The organism is Bacteroidota bacterium (assembly GCA_017303975.1).
Lineage (GTDB): Bacteria > Bacteroidota > Bacteroidia > JAFLBG01 > JAFLBG01 > JAFLBG01.
Window position 1 is genome coordinate 17,276 of record JAFLBG010000006.1, and the last position, 21,150, is coordinate 38,425.

The 21,150-nt window shown below is 34.6% G+C and carries 20 protein-coding genes; 4 read left to right on the top strand and 16 right to left on the bottom strand.

Features of this window, described 5'->3' with window-relative positions; translation table 11 throughout:
- Window positions 1-157 precede the first annotated feature (157 nt).
- Window positions 158-2,665 (top strand): DUF2341 domain-containing protein, encoded by a 2,508-nt coding sequence (locus tag J0M08_03515; GenBank protein MBN8702105.1) that lies wholly within the window; start codon window positions 158-160, stop codon window positions 2,663-2,665.
- A gap of 5 nt (window positions 2,666-2,670) precedes the next feature.
- Here J0M08_03515 and J0M08_03520 read toward each other — a convergent pair whose 3' ends face one another.
- From J0M08_03520 to J0M08_03555, 8 genes are read right to left on the bottom strand one after another with little or no spacing between them, the layout of a single operon-like run.
- Window positions 2,671-4,203 carry an NAD(P)H-hydrate dehydratase gene (locus tag J0M08_03520; protein MBN8702106.1) on the bottom strand — a complete coding sequence of 511 codons (1,533 nt, stop codon included), beginning with the start codon at window positions 4,201-4,203 and terminating at the stop codon, window positions 2,671-2,673.
- Window positions 4,204-4,224: 21 nt separating this feature from the next.
- The gene (locus tag J0M08_03525; protein MBN8702107.1) at window positions 4,225-4,554 is read right to left on the bottom strand and encodes a hypothetical protein; all 330 of its coding nucleotides are present in this window, start codon (window positions 4,552-4,554) and stop codon (window positions 4,225-4,227) included.
- Between the two features lie 2 nt (window positions 4,555-4,556).
- Window positions 4,557-5,138, bottom strand: a complete 582-nt coding sequence (locus J0M08_03530) for a dephospho-CoA kinase (GenBank protein ID MBN8702108.1) — start codon at window positions 5,136-5,138, stop codon at window positions 4,557-4,559.
- Window positions 5,138-6,115: a hypothetical protein gene (locus tag J0M08_03535; protein MBN8702109.1), complete on the bottom strand. Its 978-nt coding sequence runs from the start codon at window positions 6,113-6,115 to the stop codon at window positions 5,138-5,140. The genes J0M08_03530 and J0M08_03535 overlap by 1 nt, the downstream gene beginning before the upstream one ends.
- A 9-nt stretch (window positions 6,116-6,124) precedes the next feature.
- The gene (gene yajC / locus J0M08_03540) at window positions 6,125-6,433 is read right to left on the bottom strand and encodes a preprotein translocase subunit YajC (GenBank protein MBN8702110.1); all 309 of its coding nucleotides are present in this window, start codon (window positions 6,431-6,433) and stop codon (window positions 6,125-6,127) included.
- A gap of 30 nt (window positions 6,434-6,463) precedes the next feature.
- Window positions 6,464-6,937, bottom strand: coding sequence for a DUF1573 domain-containing protein (locus J0M08_03545; GenBank protein MBN8702111.1), 474 nt, complete (start codon window positions 6,935-6,937; stop codon window positions 6,464-6,466).
- A 37-nt stretch (window positions 6,938-6,974) separates the two neighbouring features.
- Window positions 6,975-7,922: a transcription antitermination protein NusB gene (locus tag J0M08_03550; protein MBN8702112.1), complete on the bottom strand. Its 948-nt coding sequence runs from the start codon at window positions 7,920-7,922 to the stop codon at window positions 6,975-6,977.
- 35 nt (window positions 7,923-7,957) lie between these two features.
- A complete protein-coding gene (locus tag J0M08_03555; protein ID MBN8702113.1) occupies window positions 7,958-9,004 on the bottom strand; it encodes a Glu/Leu/Phe/Val dehydrogenase in 1,047 nt (348 codons plus the stop codon).
- Between the two features lie 243 nt (window positions 9,005-9,247).
- Between J0M08_03555 and J0M08_03560 the strand changes: the two genes are divergently transcribed.
- Together J0M08_03560 and J0M08_03565 are read left to right on the top strand one after the other, a co-directional pair.
- A complete protein-coding gene (locus J0M08_03560) occupies window positions 9,248-9,850 on the top strand; it encodes a ribonuclease HII (GenBank protein MBN8702114.1) in 603 nt (200 codons plus the stop codon).
- 15 nt (window positions 9,851-9,865) lie between these two features.
- Complete coding sequence (locus J0M08_03565) at window positions 9,866-11,629, top strand: ABC transporter ATP-binding protein (protein MBN8702115.1); 1,764 nt, start codon at window positions 9,866-9,868, stop codon at window positions 11,627-11,629.
- A 14-nt stretch (window positions 11,630-11,643) separates the two neighbouring features.
- Here the strand turns inward: J0M08_03565 and ccsA (J0M08_03570) are convergent, their stop codons facing one another.
- Genes ccsA (J0M08_03570) through J0M08_03595 form a run of 6 tightly spaced genes read right to left on the bottom strand, consistent with a single transcriptional unit; the run spans window position 11,644 to window position 16,467 of the window.
- A complete protein-coding gene (gene ccsA, locus J0M08_03570; protein ID MBN8702116.1) occupies window positions 11,644-14,070 on the bottom strand; it encodes a cytochrome c biogenesis protein CcsA in 2,427 nt (808 codons plus the stop codon).
- A gap of 4 nt (window positions 14,071-14,074) precedes the next feature.
- Entirely contained in the window at window positions 14,075-14,482 is a 408-nt protein-coding gene (locus tag J0M08_03575; protein ID MBN8702117.1) for a cytochrome c maturation protein CcmE, read from the bottom strand.
- Complete coding sequence (locus J0M08_03580) at window positions 14,479-14,868, bottom strand: DUF1801 domain-containing protein (GenBank protein ID MBN8702118.1); 390 nt, start codon at window positions 14,866-14,868, stop codon at window positions 14,479-14,481. The genes J0M08_03575 and J0M08_03580 overlap by 4 nt, the downstream gene beginning before the upstream one ends.
- 20 nt (window positions 14,869-14,888) lie before the next feature.
- Window positions 14,889-15,113 carry a CcmD family protein gene (locus J0M08_03585; GenBank protein ID MBN8702119.1) on the bottom strand — a complete coding sequence of 75 codons (225 nt, stop codon included), beginning with the start codon at window positions 15,111-15,113 and terminating at the stop codon, window positions 14,889-14,891.
- A complete protein-coding gene (gene ccsA / locus J0M08_03590) occupies window positions 15,110-15,772 on the bottom strand; it encodes a cytochrome c biogenesis protein CcsA (protein ID MBN8702120.1) in 663 nt (220 codons plus the stop codon). The genes J0M08_03585 and ccsA (J0M08_03590) overlap by 4 nt, the downstream gene beginning before the upstream one ends.
- 26 nt (window positions 15,773-15,798) lie before the next feature.
- On the bottom strand, window positions 15,799-16,467 hold the full coding sequence (locus tag J0M08_03595; protein MBN8702121.1) for a heme exporter protein CcmB: 669 nt from the start codon (window positions 16,465-16,467) through the stop codon (window positions 15,799-15,801).
- Window positions 16,468-16,578: 111 nt separating this feature from the next.
- Between J0M08_03595 and J0M08_03600 the strand changes: the two genes are divergently transcribed.
- Window positions 16,579-17,484, top strand: a complete 906-nt coding sequence (locus J0M08_03600; protein MBN8702122.1) for a 4-hydroxy-tetrahydrodipicolinate synthase — start codon at window positions 16,579-16,581, stop codon at window positions 17,482-17,484.
- Window positions 17,485-17,487: 3 nt separating this feature from the next.
- On the opposite strand, the gene J0M08_03605 is transcribed toward J0M08_03600, so the two are convergent.
- Entirely contained in the window at window positions 17,488-18,858 is a 1,371-nt protein-coding gene (locus J0M08_03605; GenBank protein MBN8702123.1) for a gliding motility-associated C-terminal domain-containing protein, read from the bottom strand.
- Window positions 18,859-18,868: 10 nt separating this feature from the next.
- A complete protein-coding gene (locus J0M08_03610; protein ID MBN8702124.1) occupies window positions 18,869-21,109 on the bottom strand; it encodes a choice-of-anchor L domain-containing protein in 2,241 nt (746 codons plus the stop codon).
- Window positions 21,110-21,150: the final 41 nt, after the last annotated feature.

Below are 21,150 nucleotides of genomic sequence, written 5' to 3' on the forward strand. Positions count from 1 at the left end.
ATAGGCACTATAATTACTTTCTGTGAGTTCATTTATTTCTTTTTAATTTCCTGGTAGTCAGCATTTTAAAATTATTTTTTTTGCTTGATTGTTGGATAAAAATACTAGCTAGGCGACATTACTTTTTTTAGGGATTAAATTGACGTAAAAAACGACCATGCACAAACAGATACATTATTTTATACTGACAACTGTTTTTTTTTCTTTTTTGCTAAAGGCTCAAGTGCCTGTAGGATACAACTATGTGATTCCAATAACAGTTACAAACCCAAACAATGTTGCGTTGATAGATTATCAAGTTTCATTAGACATAAACACGATGCAACTTATTTCCAACTCCAAAATGGATTTTAACGCCAAAGATGTATTGTTTCAGCATGGGTGTAAAAATTTGTGTTTTTGGATTGAGGATTCGAGTTTAAATGCGCCACGCACTACTTTTTGGGTAAAGGTAGATCAGCTAAATCCGGGAGTTAATACCGTTTATATGTATTATGGAAATAACACAATCACAAACAATACCTACTTTGATGGCAATTGTGTATTCGAGTTTTTTGATGATTTTAATGCGGGTACCTTAGATAATTCAAAATGGAATACCAATGATTATGTAGCATACAATGGAGGAGAAAATTTTTTTGTAACACCAACTACAACCACTTCCGGTCAATTTACATTTACCGCCAGTTCCGGAAAAAAACGAAGTGGAATCTCTCATCCAATGGCAATGGCAAATTATGAATTAGGAACAAAGTACAAAATTGCTGCGCATCCTTACGGAACTAGTATTCCCGACTCGGATGTGGAATTCGGATGGCTGGAAACGCCTATTAGAAGTACTTTACTAAGTTCTTCCACCACAACAGTCAACGCTTCGGGTAGGTTATATGCTTATGGAGTAGATGATGAAGATATTCTGGAATCCGTTGCCTCTACAGGAGTGGCAAGCCAATTGATAAATAATGCAATGTATGCTGATGTACGAGGAAATTACCATTATGTTCGGTTAAGAACAGTAAACGGTAAAGGAACAGGAAAACGATTTACATATCAGCCATTCAACACTACAAATTTAACAACATCAATTTCTACTGTAGGTCTTATGAATCATGCTTCTAATTCAGGGAGTGAAGCGATATACTTAGGTTCTGCAGATTATGAAAATTTGCAAATGTACTTTGATTTTGTCTTTGTAAAAAAAGCAGCACCTCTGGAACCTAATCTAATCGTTGGTTCTGAAGTAGCCAATAATCTTCCGTGTGCTATTAGTTTATCATCTAATTCTCCTGTATGCGAAGGACAACAGTTGACTATTTCTGCTGTGAATAATTGTGCTGTTACTCCAAGTTCCACCATGTACATTACAACACCGACAAATAGCAAACAGTTACAAGCAACAACACAGTATCAAGTATCTGTGGCATTATCTTCTGATTCGGGCAACTATTATTTTACAGATACTATTCAAGGTTGTGCATACAACGATTCTATTTTTGTTGCTGTACATAAAAAGCCTTTTGTGCAAACGACAGATTATACAATATGTGTAGGCACTTCTGCAAGTATACAAGCAAGCGGTGCTTCTAATTATAGTTGGAATAATTCTACCATTGGAAATATAAATACTGTTTCCCCTTTACAAACTACTTCGTATGTAGTAACAGGTACTAACCAATTTAATTGTAGCGACACAGCCGAAGCAGTAGTTACAGTAAATCCATTACCCGTAGTAACTGTTAATAGCCCGGAAATATGTATAGGAGAACAAGCAACACTAAATGCAACCGGAGCAGTTTCGTACTCTTGGTCGAACATGGCACAAACTCAATCTATACAAGTTAGTCCGGTTACAACTACCGCATATGCAGTAATTGGTACCAATCAGTACAATTGTTCAACTTCTGTAATTGCTAGCGTAGTTGTTAACTCAACTCCGCTTATCGCAGTACAAACATCTCCTACTTGCGTAGGGCAATTGTGCTCGTTGGCTGCAACAGGTGCTGCAACCTATAATTGGAGTAATGGAATTAGTGGAGCTCAGCAAGCTTTCCCCTTATATATTTCTACACAAATTAAAGTTGTAGGAACCGATGCTAACGGTTGTATAGATTCTACAACTGTTATACTCAATCCAAACCCGCTTCCAACGGCTAATTTTTCGTTAACAGTGCAGGATTCTCTTTGCTCTTACGCTGCACTAATTGTAAATGGGTCTCTTCAGACAGCTACTAATTATTGGTACGTAAATAATGAACCAATGAGCAATGAAGAAGAGCCGGTCATTACCTTACCTTCAATTGGAAACTACGAATTGAAATTAGTTGTAGAAAATAGTTATGGTTGTAAAGACACCACATTACAAACAATTTCTGTTAAAGAGGAATTTATGAATACGCTGTATGTGCCAAATACATTCACTCCCAACAACGATGGTGTCAACGATACATGGGGAGTAGAATATACGTGTATGAAAGAAATGAAATGTGAAATTTTTAATCGTTGGGGAGAGCATCTGGCTACATTGCCAAATTTAAATGCAGTTTGGAATGGCTATTATGATGGTAAATTGGCAGATTCGGATATATATGTTTACAAGTTAATTGCTACCAGCTCCATTGAAGAAAGTAAAATTGCAAAAGTAGGACACATACTTTTGTTGAGATAGATTGATTATTTGCATATCGTGCTGAAAGCATTTCCCAAACTATTAATGATGTCGCTTGCAATTAATGATTCTTCACTCAACTCATTTGCTGCAATATCTCCGGCTTTGCCGTGAATAAAAACGCCTAATATACACGCATCTGCCGATGTATATCCTTGAGCTAACAGTGAAGTTATGATTCCTGTTAAAGCATCTCCACTTCCTGCTGTTGCCATACCGGGGTTTCCAGTTGAGTTGAAAAATAATTCTTTGTTAGGAAAAATTATACATGTGTGTGCGCCTTTAAGTACAACATAAGATTGGTATTTGAATGCAAATTCTTTCGCTAGTTCTATTCTATCAATGCTATTGCTCGTTCTTCCAACTAATCTTTCCAGCTCCTTTACATGTGGTGTGAATATAGTACCAGGTTGAATAAAGGAAAGCCAAGTTTTATTTTCTGCAAGAATATTTATTGCATCTGCATCAAACACAACAGGGGAGGCATTGTTTTGTAGGAAAAATTTCAAAGCATTTTGAGTGTCTTTTTCCATGCCTATTCCAGGACCAAACCCAACAGCATTGTAGTCAAATTTTGGATAAAATGCATTCAAATAATTCTCATGGTCACTTGTAATTACCATACATTCAGGTACTGCTGTTTGCATAGGAGTGTATCCACATTTAGGAATATATACCGTAACAAGCCCCGCGCCAGCTTTTAAGCAAGCCTTTGCGGAAAGTATTGCCGCACCTATTTTACCATAACTACCAGCAATTAGCAACGAATGCCCATAGTTCCCTTTATGAGAGAATTTGTTTCGTTTTTTGAAAATTGTTTTTGCTAATTCATGTGTTACATAGTTATTAGTATTCGTGCTAGTGCGCATGTATTCTGCACTAAGACCAATATCAAGTACGACTAACTGTCCAACAAAATTGCCCGTTTCAGGAAGTAAAAAAGTTAGTTTTGGAGTTTGAAATGTTAATGTAATATCGGCCGCAATTGTATTATCCAATGTATTGTTGGCGATAGCATCAGCAAATAATCCAGTTGGAATATCAATACAGATTTTAGGAAGTGTTTGTCTATTGATGAATTGAATTGTTTCGGCAATTAATCCAATTGTTGGCTTATTCAAACCATATCCCAATATAGCATCAATAATTATTGAATTTGGAGAGGCGAAATTGTATGTCTGAAAATCTATTGAGGAAGAGACATGCTTAATAGAGCAATTAGTATTTTGAATTGATAATTCAAGTAGTCGCATTAAATTAATTTGAAAGTCTTCACTTGGAATGGTTGAATACTCAAGTATTATAACACTTACATGATATTTTCTTTCTAACAGTATTCTTGCTATAGCTAACCCATCACCACCATTATTGCCTTTGCCACAAAAAACATGAAAGTGAAAATCTATAGAAAAATGTTCAGCAATCCAATCAGTGCATTTTTTCGCTGCACGTTCCATTAATTCAATCGATTTAATGGGCTCGTTAGCTATTGTATATGCATCAGCTTCCTTTAATTGTTTAGATGATAGAATTTGCATGTGTAAATATCCTTTATTGTTTTATGAAAATACAAACGAAAAAACTAGCCAAATAAAAAATAAGATGGCCGCAATTTTCAAAACAGACGCCCATCTATAAATAAGAATTGTTATGTCATTTGATTTTGTTGCAAGGTATTCTGATTTTTCGCAAAGTTGATAAGCTAAAACGGGAATAATGAGAAGTGCTATTTTATATAGATTTATGATCATGCCAGAAAACTGCAATTTTTTTTCGATTAATTTCACTAAAGTACCCACTACTAAAAGGATTGATGAAATAGACAAATAGCGTACTATTGTTTTTTTTTCGCTCGATTTTTCCAACAATGACTCGTCAATTTCGATCATTTCTAAAGTGTCTTTAGAATTTTATCAATTGTAATCACTTGCTCTATTAGAGATACTGTATCATTATTGTAAATTATAAAATCTGATTTTGCAATTCGTTCTTCGTCCGAAATTTGATTGTTGATGCGCTCCTCTACTTGTATTCGAGTTATTTTATTCCTAGCCATCACTCTTGTTATTCTATCTTCTAGCTTTGCAACAACGGAAATTACCTTGTTTAAGTTTTTACTAGAGCCACTTTCAAATAAAATGGCAGCTTCTTTTAAAATATAAGGTGCGTGTTGTTGTTGTACCCATTTATCAAATTCTTTAGCTACAAACGGATGAATGATTGAATTAAGTGTTTTAAGTTTCGATTCGTTCTTAAAAACAATTTCTGCTAATTTTAATCTGTCAACTTCACCACCAGAATTTAATACAGAATGGTCAATCTCAATTTTAATTTTAGATATAATTTCTTGTTTAGTTAATGCTTGTTTTGCAATTTCATCTGCGTAGAAAACGGGAATGCCAAGTGTTTCAAATACTTTGCAAACGGTTGTTTTTCCGCTTCCAATTCCACCGGTAATTCCAATTTTTAGCATTATTTTTTCTGTATAAATTCAACTTTCTCGGGGCTTACAACAAGTCGTTGAATTGAAGTGGGGTACTTTGTAATTTCCAGTTTTATTTTATTTATGCCTGTTGATTTAGATTTAGAATAATTCGCAACAACCTTAAAATCGGAAGCAGAAATGGTTTCGTATTTTTTTTGAGAAATTAAAAATTTTAAAGTAGCAGTTGTAGGAAATATTTTAATTTTTATGTCTGAAGTGTTCTCTAGTTCAATTGGAATCTGTACTGTTTTTTCTGTAAACTTTTCTGCACGTACTTTTATAGTTACTTTTTCTACACTTAAATTTAGTAATCCCTTCCATTCTTTTTTCAAATTTAAAGGAGCTTCTTGTGTGATAGAGTCTTTGATGTTTCCAAATGATATGGGAGTTGTTTCTAAATAATCAATCAAGTTAATTAAATCCCTTGGGCCAGATATTTCTATGGTGTTTGGTAAAACTGTAATGCTATCAATTAGTTTGTATTCCGATTCTAGTTGATAAGAGAGGATTGGCTTTACTTTTACCTGCTTGGTAACAGCCTCTGTCAAACTAAGATAAATTGTATCGGGTGTTATATTGCTAATTTTGTTTGAGGTATACGTACCTAGTTTTATCTTGTCTGAATTTTGATTGGTAGAGTAATAAAATTTGTCATCGGCTATTCCAATGTTTTTTCTTAAATCGATTGTTGCAGAATCAGAAAGGCCAAAGATATTTTTTTTAAGTAGTTTATATCCTCTTGCTCGCAGAGTAACGGTGATTTTTTCCGGTAAGTTGTTTAGAACGTTATTCTGTTTGTACTTAATGTACTTTGTAGGGAACGTAATGGTGGTAGTATAATCCTTAGATAAGGCATTTAGAAACCAGAAAAAGATAGAAAGTAATAAACAGCAGATAAATACTATTATCTTTCTGTTTATTACTCTTATGTTGTTTTTTTCTTGGTAGTCAGGGCGTATGTCCAAGACGAACTATTATTTAGTTGCGCCAATTAATTGGCTAGATTCCATTGATACAGCTTGCTTTTCAATTTCTAAACGAACGCCTCCACCTACATCAATCAAAAAAGTTTTCTCGTTTATATCTGCTATTTTTCCATGGATACCGCCAATGGTAATAATTTTATCGCCCTTTTTAATAGACTCGCGGAATTTTTTTTGCTCTTTCGATTTTTTTAATTGAGGACGAATCATAAAAAAATAGAATACTACTATTATTAGAATAATAGGTAGTAGTTGCATAATTGGATTTTCTGCTCCTTTGCTTCCTGCTGGAGGTGCCATTAATAAAATTGATAGAAGATAATTCATAATTTATTTTTCGTTTTTAGTTGTTGGTATTATTATTTCTGTAGATATTTTTAAAATTTGTGTGCTCGGATTTGAGTTTGTTACTACTGTAATCGTTTTTGAAACCTTGCCTTCTTTCCCTTCGCTGTCAAAAATCACATCTATTGTTCCTTCTGCACCAGGCACAATAGGTTTGTCTGAAAATGTTGGAACGGTACATCCGCAGCTTCCTTGAGCCGATGCTATTAGTAAATCAGCCTTTCCGGTATTTTTAAATTTAAACGAGTGAGATACTTTTTCTCCCTGTGAAATTTTTCCAAAATCATGTTCTGATTTTTCAAATTCAATTACCGGAATGGCAGAATTGTTTGCGTCTGTTGCACTAAGTGGGTTTGTTACTAAATCTGTTGTAATCTCTTTGTTGGTTTCTTGTTGCTTGCAAGAGAACAGGAAAAATGTAGCTACTAAAATAAGTATGTGTGTATATTTTGTATTCATTTTCAAACTTTCAAATTGACTCATTTTCTAATCAATACTATTCCATCAAACCTCTGCCGGTTTTTTGTATTTTATCTGTTCGTTTAAAATCCGCCACTAATTTATCTAAAATACCGTTTATAAATATTTTGCTTTTAGGAGTGCTATAGTATTTGGATAATTCAATGTATTCGTTTAGAGTTACTTTTATTGGAATTTGAGAAAACTGTGTAAGTTCTGTAATAGCCATTTTCATGAGTAATACATCCATTACTGCAATACGTTCAACTTCCCAATTTTTCGTTTTTTCGGATATGTAGGCCGCATTTTCTTTGTCGTTTACAATTGTTTTTCTAAACAAATCGGAAATAAATTTTCTATCATCTTCGGCTTCTTTATATAAAGGTAATAGCGGATGGTTTTCGTTTGATTTTTCATTAAATCCTTCAATTGTTTTTACCACCATCGAGTTTACATAGTCAATATCATCAGCCCAATGGATGTTTTTTTCTTCAAAGAAATAACGCAACAATTCAAATTCGCCAATCACCTCAGCATAAATATCATACAGGAAATTAGAGTGAGCTTTAAAGCTAGTGTCTTCAGAAAGCATGTAGTTTTGGTAAATTGGATGCTGTTTTATTGCACTATAAATTTTCTTAATAAGCTCTGGGTCTTCTTGCCAGCCAATTTTTCTTGCAGCAGCTTCTTTTTTTAGTTGCAAGTTTTTTTCTAAAAGTTGAAGTATTGGATTTGTAATAAATTTAATGTTTGGATCTAAATCTTCTTTGGTTGGTAAACGCTTGTTTTTAGCATCGTTTAGAGTGCTTTCCGCAACATCTCTAATCTCCGTAAATAGGAGCATTAAATAAATATAGAGGTCGTATATTTTATTTATGCTGTGGGTAAGGTGCTGTTCTCCTTTTGCAATGTCGCTATTTTCCGACTGAAAAAATGCGTACAAGGCTTGCATTACCTTTATTCGTAAGTATCTTCTGTTTAGCATAAATAAAAAAGAACGTTTAGTTGATTAGTTTACCGTTAAAATGTTGATTTAATTCGAGCTATTTCTGCGATTCTTTTTTCTGCCAATTGATTAGCCGCCATGTATGTTGGAATATTTTTTTCTTTAGAAATAGCAAATATTGAAAGTGTAGTGTTGTAAATGCCTTCAGCTTTTGCCATTGCTCTTTCTCTGTTGTAACCTTCTAACTCGCTATATACATTAATTAAGCCTCCTGCATTTATAACAAAGTCGGGCGCATATAAAATACCTTTTTTAATTACGGCTTCGCCATGTTTTACCTCGTCTGCTAATTGGTTGTTTGCAGCACCTGCAATGATAGAACATTTAAGTCTTCCAAGTGTATCATCATTTACAGTAGCTCCCAATGCACAAGGTGCATAAATCTCAGCATCAATATCATAAATTTTGTCGGCTGCAATTACTTCGGCTTTTGTTTCCGCAGCTACCATTTTCAGGCGAGCTTCATTAATATCCGTAATATAAACTTTAACACCATCTTTAGTTAAGTGCTTCACTAAATTCATTCCTACGCTGCCAATACCTTGTACAATAGCTTTTTTTCCTGCTAAACTATCGCTGCCCCATTTTTCTTTGGCAGAAGCTTTAATACCAAGATATACTCCATACGCTGTTACTGGCGAAGGGTCTCCGCTGCCACCAAGGCTTTCCGGCATGCCACTTACGTGTTTTGTTTCCATGCCAATAAATTCCATGTCTTTACTTCCCATTCCAACATCCTCAGCTGTAATGTATTTGCCCGACAGGCTATTTACAAATTTTCCGAATCTGCGCAATAATGCTTCGTTTTTATGTTTGCTAGAGTCGCCTATAATTACGGCTTTTCCTCCACCTAAATTTAAACCTGCTACCGAGGCTTTGTATGTCATACCTCTTGACAGGCGAAGCACATCGTTTAGTGCTTCTGCTTCGTTGTTGTACTGCCACATACGTGTGCCACCTAAGCTTGGTCCCAAAACGGTGTTGTGAATAGCAATAATTGCTTTTAGCCCAGTTTCTATGTCGCTACAAAAAACAACTTGTTCGTGGTTATTTTTTAGCATATCTGATAATACAGTTAAGTTAGCAGATGGAGCTTCAGCTGTTTTGCTTAAGGTAGTACTCATAAAATTTATTTTGCCTTTTTTGTATTCGTATTAATTGGTGTAATTATACTAATTTTTAGCGATACTAGGGCAAAATACTATGTATAGAATTTTATGTAATTGTGCAATTAAATTTTTTTAGTTCAATTATATTTCAGAAACTTTATGACTCTTATAATTAGTATCAGTTTCATATAAGTTGTGTTAAAAAAATATTACGATAAAAGTTTAATTGAAGCCGGTTGTGATGAAGCTGGAAGAGGCTGTATGGCTGGCCCTGTATATGCAGCAGCAGTTATACTGCCCAAGAGTTTTAGCCATCCGTTATTAAATGATTCTAAAAAATTAACAGATGCACAGCGTAAAATTCTTAGACCAATTATAGAACAAGAGGCGCTTGCATATGCAGTAGCATCGGTTTCGGAAGCAATGATTGATAAAATTAACATTTTAAATGCTTCTATACGAGCCATGCATTTGGCTGTGGCAAAGCTAAAAACAGAACCAGCTCTTTTATTGATTGATGGTAATAGGTTTAAGCCTTATAAGAATGTTCAGCACCACTGTATTATAGGCGGAGATGGAAAGTATGCCTCTATTGCAGCGGCCTCTATTTTGGCTAAAACGTATAGAGATGATTTTATGGACAAGTTGCATGATTCTTTCCCCGTGTATGGATGGCTTAAGAATAAAGGGTACGGTACCCTTGATCATAGAATTGCGATGGAAAAGCATGGCTTGTGTGAGTACCATCGTAAATCATTTAAACTAAAATCTACACAACTTGCTATAGCGTTTAAGTAAAATATTTATGAAGCTTTGAAATCATTAGCGTACCTCAATTCGTATTTGTTTAAGTATAAATTCCAGCTTGTATTGGGAATAGTGTTTGTTGCGCTGTCTAACTTTTTTGCTGTTTACACAGCTCCACTTGTTCGCTCTGCAGTTGATTATATTAAAAAGGTTTCTGAAAATACAGCTGGCTATGACAAAGAATCTGTTTTTAGCGAGCTGGTTCAGTTTGGCTTGTTAATTTTTTCAGCGGCTTTGTTGAACGGAATTTTTATGTTTCTAATGCGCCAAACTATAATTGTAATGAGTAGGAGAGTAGAGTATGATTTGAAAAATGATATTTATAATCATTACCAAAAACTAAGTCTGGCATTTTACAAACGAAACAACACAGGCGATTTGATGAATAGAATTAGTGAAGATGTAAGTCGTGTGCGAATGTATATCGGGCCTGCAATCATGTATGTAGTAAATACACTGGTAACGTTTGTACTTACGCTCATTTTTATGTTTAACGTAAATACAGAGCTAACCATTTATGTGCTAATTCCCTTGCCATTCTTGGTTTTTGGAATATACTATGTAAGCGCATTGATTAATAAAAAGAGTACAATAGTACAAGAACAACTTTCTACGCTTTCTACTATTGCACAAGAAACTTTTTCGGGAATACGAGTTATAAAGTCGTATGGCCGGGAAGACTATTATGCTGCTAAATTTGAGAACGAGAGCGAAGTGTATAAAAATAAAAATTTGTCTTTAGTAAGAACGGATGCTCTTTTTCAGCCTGTAATGATTTTGATGATTGGGCTTAGTACGTTGCTTACCATATTTATTGGAGGCAAGCAGGCTATTGAAGGTTCTATAAGCATTGGTAACATTGCAGAATTTATTATCTACGTAAATCGTTTAACATGGCCAATAGCTTCGTTGGGTTGGGTTACCTCTCTTATACAGCGTGCTGCGGCATCGCAAACCAGAATAAACGAATTTTTGCACACAGAACCCGAAGTTAGAAATCAATCTACTCTGAATTATAAACTTGATGGAAAAATTGAATTTAAAAATGTAAGTTTTGTATATCCCGATTCAGGTATTCAGGCATTAAAGAATGTTTCGTTTGTGCTGGATTCTGGTAAAACACTTGCTATTATTGGAAAAACTGGTAGCGGAAAATCTACTTTAGCAAACTTAGTATGTAGAATGTATGATGTTTCTTCCGGCAGTATTGAAATTGATGGAAAAATAATACAGGAGCACAATTTGAATATTTTGAGAACATCTATTGGATATGTTCCACAAGAAGTTTTCTTATTTTCTGATACAATTACTGGAAATATTTCATTTTCATCGATTACTGAAGGTAATATCTTTACAAATACTCAGGTTGAGCAAGCGGCAAAAGATGCAGCCATTTATAACGACATAATACGTTTCCCCGATAAATTTGAAACTGTTGTAGGCGAAAGAGGAATTACTCTTTCCGGAGGACAAAAGCAGCGATTATCTATTGCACGGGCTATCATCAAAGCTCCGCAAATACTAATTTTTGACGATTGTTTGTCGGCTGTTGATACCGAAACAGAGGAAACAATACAAAGAAATTTAAAACGCATAATGAAGAATAGAACATCAGTAATAATAAGCCATAGAGTATCATCTGTTAAAAAAGCTGATTTTATTATTGTGCTGAATGAGGGACAAATTATAGAACAAGGTTCGCATCAACAACTTATAGAGCAAAATGGATATTATGCTGAAATGTATCAAATGCAATTATTGAAAGAGTAATGAGGTGGCTACAGTTATATCTTGTAAGAACTACTTTTTTTTAGTCGTTCAACTATTGCTAAGGCTGTGCCTATAATCATAATAACGCACCCTAGCCACAAAACATTAATATAGGGAAATATGGCAGCTTCCATTACTACGAAGTCTCTTTTGTTTGATTTTTTTTCCGAAATGTAAATTTCCACTTCTTGTTTTTCAGGATTAATTTTCCAGAAATTAAATTTTAAGCCAAGGGTATCAACTGTATAGTCGGTTGATTTGACAGAGGCGTTTGTAATAATATATTTTGGTTTAGCGTAATAAATTGTACTAAACTTATCAATTAATCGTAGGTGAGCTGTTACGGCAAGTTCAATCTGTTGTGTTGTGTCAATTTTGTCCCCATCGGCTGTTAGCGAATCTACAAGCACAATAGAATTAGATGTAAAAAGCGTATCGCCCATTTTAATGATATTGTTTTTTGGCTTAGCGTATTCACTATTTGAATCGTCTTCTATTACATCTAAATCGGCATATGTAATGTGCGTGTAAATGTCTTTTGTTAAAAAATGCCGTGTGTCCGGTTCCGCTACATTACCCATTCTGTCGTTTGTTTGTACTAATGGGAATAATGTAAATTCATAGGCATAACCTGTATCTTTTTTCGTAAAATATTTTATTTCAAAATAAATATTAACACCTTCTTTTTTTTTGCCAACATAGGTAACATGGTAATTGCCCATTTGAAGGGTATCGTGTTGTTGCAGTAAAATATTTTTTTGGTCAGAAAAATCTTCTCCTAAATTTGAAACACTCATATTTGCTGAGTTTTGCGAAATGGTTTCCTTTTTACCTGCGGAAAGCAAAGCTCCTAACATAATTAAAGAAAACCCAATATGTGCAATTGATGCTCCTGCTTTTTTAATATTTCCTTTTAATACACTTCGTATATAATCAGCATTTGCAATTGCTGCAAATAAGCTACTGAACAATAAGAGGGCGTAAAAAGGTTTATTTATTTGCATCCCAAATGCAATAGCTATTGTAAGTAAGAGAGAAGTAATAGCAGGGATAACCAATTTTTTTGCTGTTTCTTTTGCATTGCTGTTTTTGTATTTTAAAAACTGCCCTAGGCCAATAAGCAATAAAACAAGTATGCACAGCGGTATCTGCCAAGAGTTGTAATGCTCTACAATTTTTGAAGGAGGAGCTAATTTCAAACTGAAAATTTTATTGATTACCGGAATAGAGGTAGTGTAGGTAATTTGAAATGCAGATATAATAAGTACCAATGCTCCAATAAACATCCAAAATTCTCTGCTTAAAACCGGGTCTTCTTCTTTACCGGATGCCAGTTGTTTTCTGTTTAGCAGTAATAATACAATTCCTAAAACAACATAAAATAGCAAATAAATAAGTAATTGCCCCGACATTCCTAGGTCGGTAAAAGCATGTACGGATGTTTCTCCTAAAATTCCACTGCGAGTTAAAAAAGTAGAGTACAGAATAAGGATAAATGTTGCTATTGATAAAATATACGTTGATAAAAGAGCTGTTCCTCTTGCTTTATTAATGAGCATCGTGTGTGCAGCTGCAACCAATATTATCCAAGGAACTAACGAAGCATTTTCAACCGGATCCCATGCCCAAAAGCCACCAAAACTAAGTGCTTCATAAGCCCAAGCTCCACCCATTAGTATTCCAGTTCCTAGAACTATGATAGAAAAAAAAGCCCATGGAAGCGCAATTGATTGCCATTGGTTGTATTTTTTTTGCCATAGCCCTGCAATGGCAAATGCAAATGGAACTAATGTGGATGCAAATCCAAGAAAGAGAGTAGGAGGGTGAATTGTCATCCAGTAGTTTTGTAATAGCGGATTTAACCCCCTTCCATCTAGTGTCTCTAAGTAGTTAGGATTTGCAAACAACGGAATATTTGCAAAATCGGGATGTTCACGCAAGAGAATTGTAAAGGGATTACTTCCTAAATGAAAATCGCCAATATAAATACCTAACAGCATGGAGCTTAAAAATATTTGAACACTCGAAAATACTGTCATTACTGGCGATTCCCAGTTTTTTAAGGATCGCATTAAAATCAACCCCAATACTACATGCCAAAAAGACCAAAGCAAAAAACTTCCTTCCTGTCCTTCCCAAAAGCAAGAAAAAATATACTTTAAATTCATGGCTTTATTCGAGTGTTGCCAAACATATTGGTATTCGAATAAATGATTGTACAGCATGTAAAATAGTGTGGCAACAATACCAATTACAGAAGCCGCATGTGCTAAAAAAAAGAATCGTGCATTTTTTTTCCAACGGGAGGTAATGTCAAGTTGCTGTTGAGTAGCCATAAAATAGGCAACTGTGGCTCCCACAGAAAAAACGAAAGAAAGAATTACAAAAACATTTCCTATTTGTCCCGGAAGTAATCGTTCGCCAATAAAAATAGTTTCCATAAGGCTAGCGAGTAATGTTTGAAGATGCTGTAGCAGATGGGACAGCATCGTTATATTTTGAAGGACATTTCATTAGAATTTCATTGGCATGAAAATCATTGCCACTGCACTTGCCAATAATTACAATCTGTTCCGATTTTTCAAAGTCTTGTGGTTTACTTTTATGCAGCACAATTTTTTTTTCTACACTATCGTTATCAAACATATAAAACGTAAATAGGTTTGCATTTTTTTCAGGTTCGTAATTTTGAGGCTTATCTCTATTTAGTTTTCCTACAACATGAAATTCTGAATCAGGGTTTTTAGCCGCCTCGCTAAAGTTAGAGTATGTGCTCGAATCAGCTAAGGTGCTATATATAGCACCAATGCTAACAGCAATTAAAATCAATGCAATTATGTGACTCTTTTTCATTCCTTTTTTTTAATTTTTTTCTTTGAAGCTTTGGGTGCGCTTATTTCGTCTAATATAATTGCTTCATTAATTGTTTCTTTAACTTGGTCTAATGGATAAGAGCTTAAGTTTTTAAATGTTATCCCTGCAATTTGCTTTCGTTTTTTTAAATCAAGTAATCCATATTCATTTGATAGCTCTACTCCTCTAATAAAACATAACTCAACATCTTTTTGTTTTTTCGAGAGGTTTATGTAACATATCCAACTTTTTTTGTAATAAAATGGAATATTGTAATTCTTCTTACAGTATATCCCAGGTATTGATAAGAGTAAATCATTTAAAAAAATAACTATTTCTTTTTGAGTTTTATTTTCAATGTTGAAAATGAATTCATTTGCAGACATTTCAAAAAAAAGTAAGAATTTTAATCTTTTTTATTTATCTCTCTTTCTAATCTACTTAACTTTCTGTCAATTGCTACAAGGTATGCAATTATACCTACAAATATTGCTACCAATACGGTAACAACTACATAAATTTTTCCGGAGCTTCTTAGTTGATCTGCCATTTCTACTTCGTTTTGGTTTTGTGCAAAAATAGTTGTTGCGAAACCACTAAATATGACTAGCAGTGCAAGTAGTTTCTTCATATACTGTTTAGTTTAATCAATAATTTTTTTGCTCTAATTCGAATGGATAAAATCCAGGTAGCCAATAGTGTCCATCCAATAATTGCTGGATAAAATACCAATTTCATATTGTTGTTTAAGTCGTATCCTCCAAATCCAGGATTGCCACCATTTCCTGGGTGTAAAGAATCATTTAAGCGCGGTACAATCATTATAAACACAATAAGCATGGTGTAAGCAAAAACATTGTAAACCGCTGTTAATTGAGCTCTTTTCTGCACATCATCCACAGATGAGCGCAGTATTAAATAGGCTAAATAAATCAACATCGAGATGGCCGCCCCATTCAATTTGCTATCGCTTACCCACCATGTGCCCCATGTAAATTTAGCCCAAATAGAGCCGGTTACTAGTCCCAAAGCACCAAGCAAAATACCTACATTGGCTGCTTCGGAGGCAACTATATCGTTGTGTAATTCTTGTTTTCGTAAATATTTAATACTGTGAATGAGCGAAACCAATAAAATAATAATCATCGAAAACCACATGGTTACATGAAAATAAAGGTTTCGGATGGTTTCATTTAAAATGGCAAGAGCAGGAACCTCAAACAAAAATCCCGCAGAGATTGTGTATATAAGAAGTAAAACGGATAGTGCTTTCCACCAATGTTTGAGCATAACTAATTAATACAAAAGTTTTAAAACTACGTTCTCCAAAGGTAATTAAATAAAATGTATGATAATGCTGAAACCAATATGTTTATACCAATTAAAACAACAGCATATTTCCAAAAAATTGACATTGCCAACCCATCAGCCACTATCTTGCTTATTTTTAGTAGTATAAGTAAAAGTGGAAGTAGCAGGGGCAGGCTTAGTATAGCCATTAACGAAAAACTACCTTCTGTTTTAGCCGCAATGGCAGCAATTAACGTAAGTATTCCAGATAAACCGATACATCCTAAAAATTGTACAAAAAGAAACAATCCAATTTGACTAACCAAACTACCTAGAAGAATGGAAAATATAAAGTAGCCTATGAAGGATAGCAGCGTAAGAGTAATAGTGTTGTATATCAATTTTGAAACAATTAATTGATTGGCAGAAACAAGTTGATAAGCGTATAAGAAATTTTTTTTCGATTCGTTTTGAAAGCTTTTGGAGATAAGGTTAATAGCTGCAAATAAAGTTATTATCCAGAAAAGAGCTAACCAAGTGGTTGTATTAATAACCTTATTAAAAGCTAAAAAGCAAACATAATTGGTAGAAATAATATACAGTATAGCACCAGCCAACGAACTCATATTTCTGAATTCTAGTTTGGTATCTTTTTTTATTAGTTCGAGTATGTTTCCTACAGAATGTTGAACCATTCTACAAAATTAACCAAGATTTTCGATAAGCCATTTTTTTAAATCAGACTTAATCTATAAATAAATTATTTTCGCACTAAATATCTATATTCGTAACTCAAATAAAGTATCATGAGCATAAATTATTCCAATTCACTAAAAAAATTAAAAGGAACCGGTGTAGCAATAGTTACGCCATTCGAAAAGAACGGAGATGTGGATTATGTGGCTTTAACAAAACTTATAGAACATCTGCTTAGGGGGAAAGTGGAATATTTAGTAGTGTTGGGTACTACTGGCGAGTCGGTTACATTATCAAAGGAAGAAAAGACGAAGATTGTAGGGCATGTGAAAAAAGTGGTACGAAAGCGTGTGCCTATTGTTATTGGTATTGGCGGAAATAATACTTTAGAAGTTATTGAAACCATTAAACATACCGATTTTGCAGGAATTGAAGCCATATTGTCGGTTTCACCATACTATAATAAACCTACGCAACAAGGTATTTATGAGCATTACAAGGCTATTGCCCAATCTACATTAATGCCTATCATACTTTACAATGTTCCGGGTAGAACGGGGTCTAACATTGCTGCGGAAACTACGTTGCGTTTAGCCAATGATTTTAAAAATATTATTGGAATTAAGGAGGCTTCGGCTAATTTGGAGCAGCAGCACATGAAAATTATTCGCGATAAGCCTACTAATTTTTTGGTAATTTCAGGCGATGATGCACTTACCTTGCCTGTAATTGCTTGTGGTGGAGATGGGGTTATTTCCGTTGTTGCAAATGCGTATCCAAAAGATTTTTCGGATATGGTACGATTATCTTTAAAAGGAGATTTTGTGAAAGCAAGAAAGCTACACTACAAACTAACCGAATTTATCGATTTGCTTTTTGCAGATGGAAGTCCGGGTGGAATTAAAGAAGCATTGGTAAGATTAGGAATTGGCAAAAATTATTTGCGTTTACCTTTACAAAGTCCCAATAATGCTGTAATAGCCAAGATTGATAAATTTGTAAAAAACTACAAGTAGCTTTTATTTTTTGCCAATTACGGTAAAAAATCCTTGCAATTGTTGACCGTTAGACACATTTAAAATGTAATAGTATGTTCCATCGGGAACTTCATTCAAATTCCAATCGTTTTTATAATTGCTGTTTTCAAAAACCTTGTTTCCCCAACGGTTATAAACCTCTATCGAGCTATTTGCATAGTTCAATAGATTAGGAAATTTAAGCAAGTCATTCAGCTTATCTCCATTCGGAGTAACAACATTTATAGGTGTTACAGGGCATTCGTCTATTGTTATTTGTACGGTATTTGTAACAGAATCGCATACGCCAGTGCCTGATTGTACACTTACGCTTATATTTTTCAATCCCGGTTCAGACCAATTAAGTGTGTATGGCCCTAATCCCGAACCGGTAATACTAGCAGCACCATTAAAATCCCAAATTATTGTGGCGGTAGAAGGTATAGAGCCAGTAGCGCTTATTTGTACATCGTTATTTGGGCAAATGGTATCCGCTAAATTTGCGTCTGTGGCTAATGTTAAACCACCTGCAGAAGAGAAACTTCCTGCACGCAAAAACACGCCTGAGTCGTAACTGTCATCACCAGCATCGGCAATTGCAAGTTTTATGTGGTATGTTTGTCCACATTCTACACCTACAATGGCAGAAAGAGGAACGGTAAAGCCATCATACTGAACTGTTTGTCCATCCGGAGCTGTGCCAAAGCCTTGGCCATCACCATTGTCAAAATAGTATTGAGAATTGGAAAGTAGGTTTAAATCATTGATCGTAATCTCGGTGGTGGTATTAGGTACCAACGCAATATTTTTCGAGTTATTTGAATAGTTTCCTGTAATTCCTGGCCCACTAATAAAAAAGCCAAAACCATCGTTAACACTGCCAAAAGCAAACTCCATGTATTCCTCAGAGCCAAATACGTATTCAAAGCGCAATGTATCGGCATTGGGAATAAAGTCGAACTCTAGTATTGCTGCATCATAGGTTGTATTTCCGCTTACAGAATCTAAATCACTATCTCCATTTGGTGGAGAGAAAAAATTCCAGTAGGAAGAGGTTTCTGAGCTAGTATTATTAGGGCCAATTGCATTTAATACATCTCCACTTGCCATTACCAATCCACTATCAAGTCCAATGTTAGAGTTTTTTTGTAAAAAATAGCCAATTTGAGCACTATCTCCACTAAAGGTTAAATTACTAACTGTTACTCCCGGTCCCAATAAATATTTCTGAACCAAATTTGTAAGTTGAGTTTGAACTGTTGGTTTGTAAGTGGTATTATTTACATATAGCTGAGAAAAGCTAATAGAGCATATTAATGATAAAGCACTATGCAGAATTAATACTCTCTTTTTTAAGGTTAATGTTTTATTCATTGCTAATTAGTTATTTTTTGCCAATTACTGTAAAGAATCCTTGCAATTGTTGACCGTTAGATACATTTAAAATATAGAAGTAAGTTCCATCCGAAATTTCATTTAAATTCCAATCGTTTTTATAATCATTATTTGCGTAAACCATTTTTCCCCAACGACTGTAAACTTCTAATGAGCTATTAGAATGGCTTAACAAATTAGGAAATTTAAGTAAGTCATTTTTGTTGTCTCCATTGGGAGTTACAACATTTATAGGTGTTACAGGGCATTCGTCAATAATTACAATTGTTTTAGATGTTGCTGTGTCGCAAGGGTTTGTGGCAGATTGTACAAATAGTGAAACTGTTTTTTCTCCAGCAGTTGTCCAACTTATTAAATAAGGCCCGGCTCCCTGTCCGTCCAAAATAGTGCCTCCATCAAATGACCAATTTAGGATAGCATTACTTGAGAAATTACCACTTGAGTAAAATAGAATGGGTGTATTCGGGCAAATTGTATCTGCTGATGTGGCGGATGTAGAAACGACAGCAACAATTGTATTAAGTGTATTTGTTATAACAGTTGATGTAGATTTTTTACAGCCATTAGCATCAGTAACAGTAATCGTGTAAACCCCTTGCGATACGGGAGATATTGATGTGTTTGTACCTCCATTGCTCCAAAGGTATTGATAACCGGGAGTTCCGCCAGAAGTAGAAGCTGTAATTTGCCAATTTGCACCACTACAATCATTAGAAATAGAACTTAGTAATGTTGAAACAGCAGTTGGTTGTGTTATTGTTGTTGTTGCAGTGGAAATACAATTATTAGCGTCTTTCAATGTTACTGTGTATGTACCTGATATTAGATTGTTGATATTGGTGGTGGTAGAGCCATTACTCCAAGTATAATTATGTGGTAAGTTATTACCGGTTACGGTTGTTGTGATAGAACCATTATTGCCATTATTACATAAAACATGAGTTGTAGTTGCTATATTCACTGTATCCGGTATGATTGGAGTAGGGGCAAAAGTAGTAGTTAAAGAACTAGTACAGTTGTTTGCGTCATTTACAGTAAGCGAATAAACACCAGGCGTAGCTCCGGAAATAGTTGAGGTTGTTTGCCCTCCGGGAGCCCAGTTGTAACTGTACGCTCCTGTTCCACCTGCAACAGAAGGTATTATTAACCAATTATTTATATTACAATTAGGTGATATTGATGAAAAGGAATTTATTGTTAATGCTGAAGGCTCAATAATATTGACAGAAAGTGTAGTAACACAATTATTGCCACTAACAGTTACAGTATAGAGTCCTCCGTTCAAGTTGGTAATTGAATTGGAAGTTGAACCTGTACTCCAATTATATGAAAAAGATCCTGAACCCAACACGGTAAACGTTGCAGACCCATCTCCATCACCATTACACGTAACATTGGTTGTATTTAAACTAACTCCCGAAGAAATTCCAAAACTTCCTGCTTTAAGAAATACTCCTGAATCGTATGAGTCATCTCCAACATCTGCTAAAGCTAATTTTATATGATAAGTTTGTCCGCACTGCACTACTGCAATTGCTGTAAGTGGTATTGTAAATCCATCGTATTGAACTGTTTGTCCGTCAGGTGCAGTTCCGGTGCCACCTCCATCGCCATTATCAAAATAGTAAGTTGGATTATTGATCAAATTAACATTGTTTATGGTTACTGGAGTGTTTGTGTTAGGTAATAACGCAATATTTACTGCGCTGTTTGAATACGGGCCACTTATCCCAGGCCCACTAAGGAAAAAACCAAAAGCATCATTGTATGAACTATTAGCATATTCCATATATTCTTCTGAAGCAAAAACATACTCAAATCGAAGTGTATCTGAATTGGGGATAAAATCAAATTCGATTTTAACTGCATCTTCGGTTAGGTTTGGGCTCGCAATTGTATTCAAATCTGTTTCTCCGGGTCTCGCGTATGAAGTAGAGGTAGAACTTGAATTGTTTGGACCAACGGCATTTAATACATCACCACTTGCCATTATTAAGCCACTATCAAGGCCAATATTCGAATTGTTTTGTAAAAAATAGCCTAATTGAGACGCATTGCCTACATATGTTAAATTGGATATTGAAACTCCGCTACCGAGCAAATACTTTTGTATAAGTTGGGTAAGTTGTGCTTGAGTATTTGGATTATAAGTGGTATTATCTACTATTAACTGTGCGTTTACTGCATTACCAATAAAAAGTAAAAATAGGATTAGCCTTACTAATTTCATGTCTTTATATTCGTTTTTGTATTTATAGATGAAAAAAATAG

What these genes read in the sequence shown, in the direction of transcription:
- J0M08_03515 (MBN8702105.1), top strand. Translation starts at nt 158, where the DNA reads ATGCACAAACAGATACATTATTTTATACTGACAACTGTTTTTTTTTCT.
- J0M08_03520 (MBN8702106.1), bottom strand. Translation starts at nt 4,203, where the DNA reads ATGCAAATTCTATCATCTAAACAATTAAAGGAAGCTGATGCATATACA.
- J0M08_03525 (MBN8702107.1), bottom strand. Translation starts at nt 4,554, where the DNA reads ATGATCGAAATTGACGAGTCATTGTTGGAAAAATCGAGCGAAAAAAAA.
- J0M08_03530 (MBN8702108.1), bottom strand. Translation starts at nt 5,138, where the DNA reads ATGCTAAAAATTGGAATTACCGGTGGAATTGGAAGCGGAAAAACAACC.
- yajC (MBN8702110.1), bottom strand. Translation starts at nt 6,433, where the DNA reads ATGGCACCTCCAGCAGGAAGCAAAGGAGCAGAAAATCCAATTATGCAA.
- J0M08_03545 (MBN8702111.1), bottom strand. Translation starts at nt 6,937, where the DNA reads ATGAATACAAAATATACACACATACTTATTTTAGTAGCTACATTTTTC.
- J0M08_03550 (MBN8702112.1), bottom strand. Translation starts at nt 7,922, where the DNA reads ATGCTAAACAGAAGATACTTACGAATAAAGGTAATGCAAGCCTTGTAC.
- J0M08_03555 (MBN8702113.1), bottom strand. Translation starts at nt 9,004, where the DNA reads ATGCTAAAAAATAACCACGAACAAGTTGTTTTTTGTAGCGACATAGAA.
- ccsA (MBN8702116.1), bottom strand. Translation starts at nt 14,070, where the DNA reads ATGGAAACTATTTTTATTGGCGAACGATTACTTCCGGGACAAATAGGA.
- J0M08_03575 (MBN8702117.1), bottom strand. Translation starts at nt 14,482, where the DNA reads ATGAAAAAGAGTCACATAATTGCATTGATTTTAATTGCTGTTAGCATT.
- J0M08_03580 (MBN8702118.1), bottom strand. Translation starts at nt 14,868, where the DNA reads ATGTCTGCAAATGAATTCATTTTCAACATTGAAAATAAAACTCAAAAA.
- J0M08_03585 (MBN8702119.1), bottom strand. Translation starts at nt 15,113, where the DNA reads ATGAAGAAACTACTTGCACTGCTAGTCATATTTAGTGGTTTCGCAACA.
- ccsA (MBN8702120.1), bottom strand. Translation starts at nt 15,772, where the DNA reads ATGCTCAAACATTGGTGGAAAGCACTATCCGTTTTACTTCTTATATAC.
- J0M08_03595 (MBN8702121.1), bottom strand. Translation starts at nt 16,467, where the DNA reads ATGGTTCAACATTCTGTAGGAAACATACTCGAACTAATAAAAAAAGAT.
- J0M08_03600 (MBN8702122.1), top strand. Translation starts at nt 16,579, where the DNA reads ATGAGCATAAATTATTCCAATTCACTAAAAAAATTAAAAGGAACCGGT.
- J0M08_03605 (MBN8702123.1), bottom strand. Translation starts at nt 18,858, where the DNA reads ATGAATAAAACATTAACCTTAAAAAAGAGAGTATTAATTCTGCATAGT.
- J0M08_03610 (MBN8702124.1), bottom strand. Translation starts at nt 21,109, where the DNA reads ATGAAATTAGTAAGGCTAATCCTATTTTTACTTTTTATTGGTAATGCA.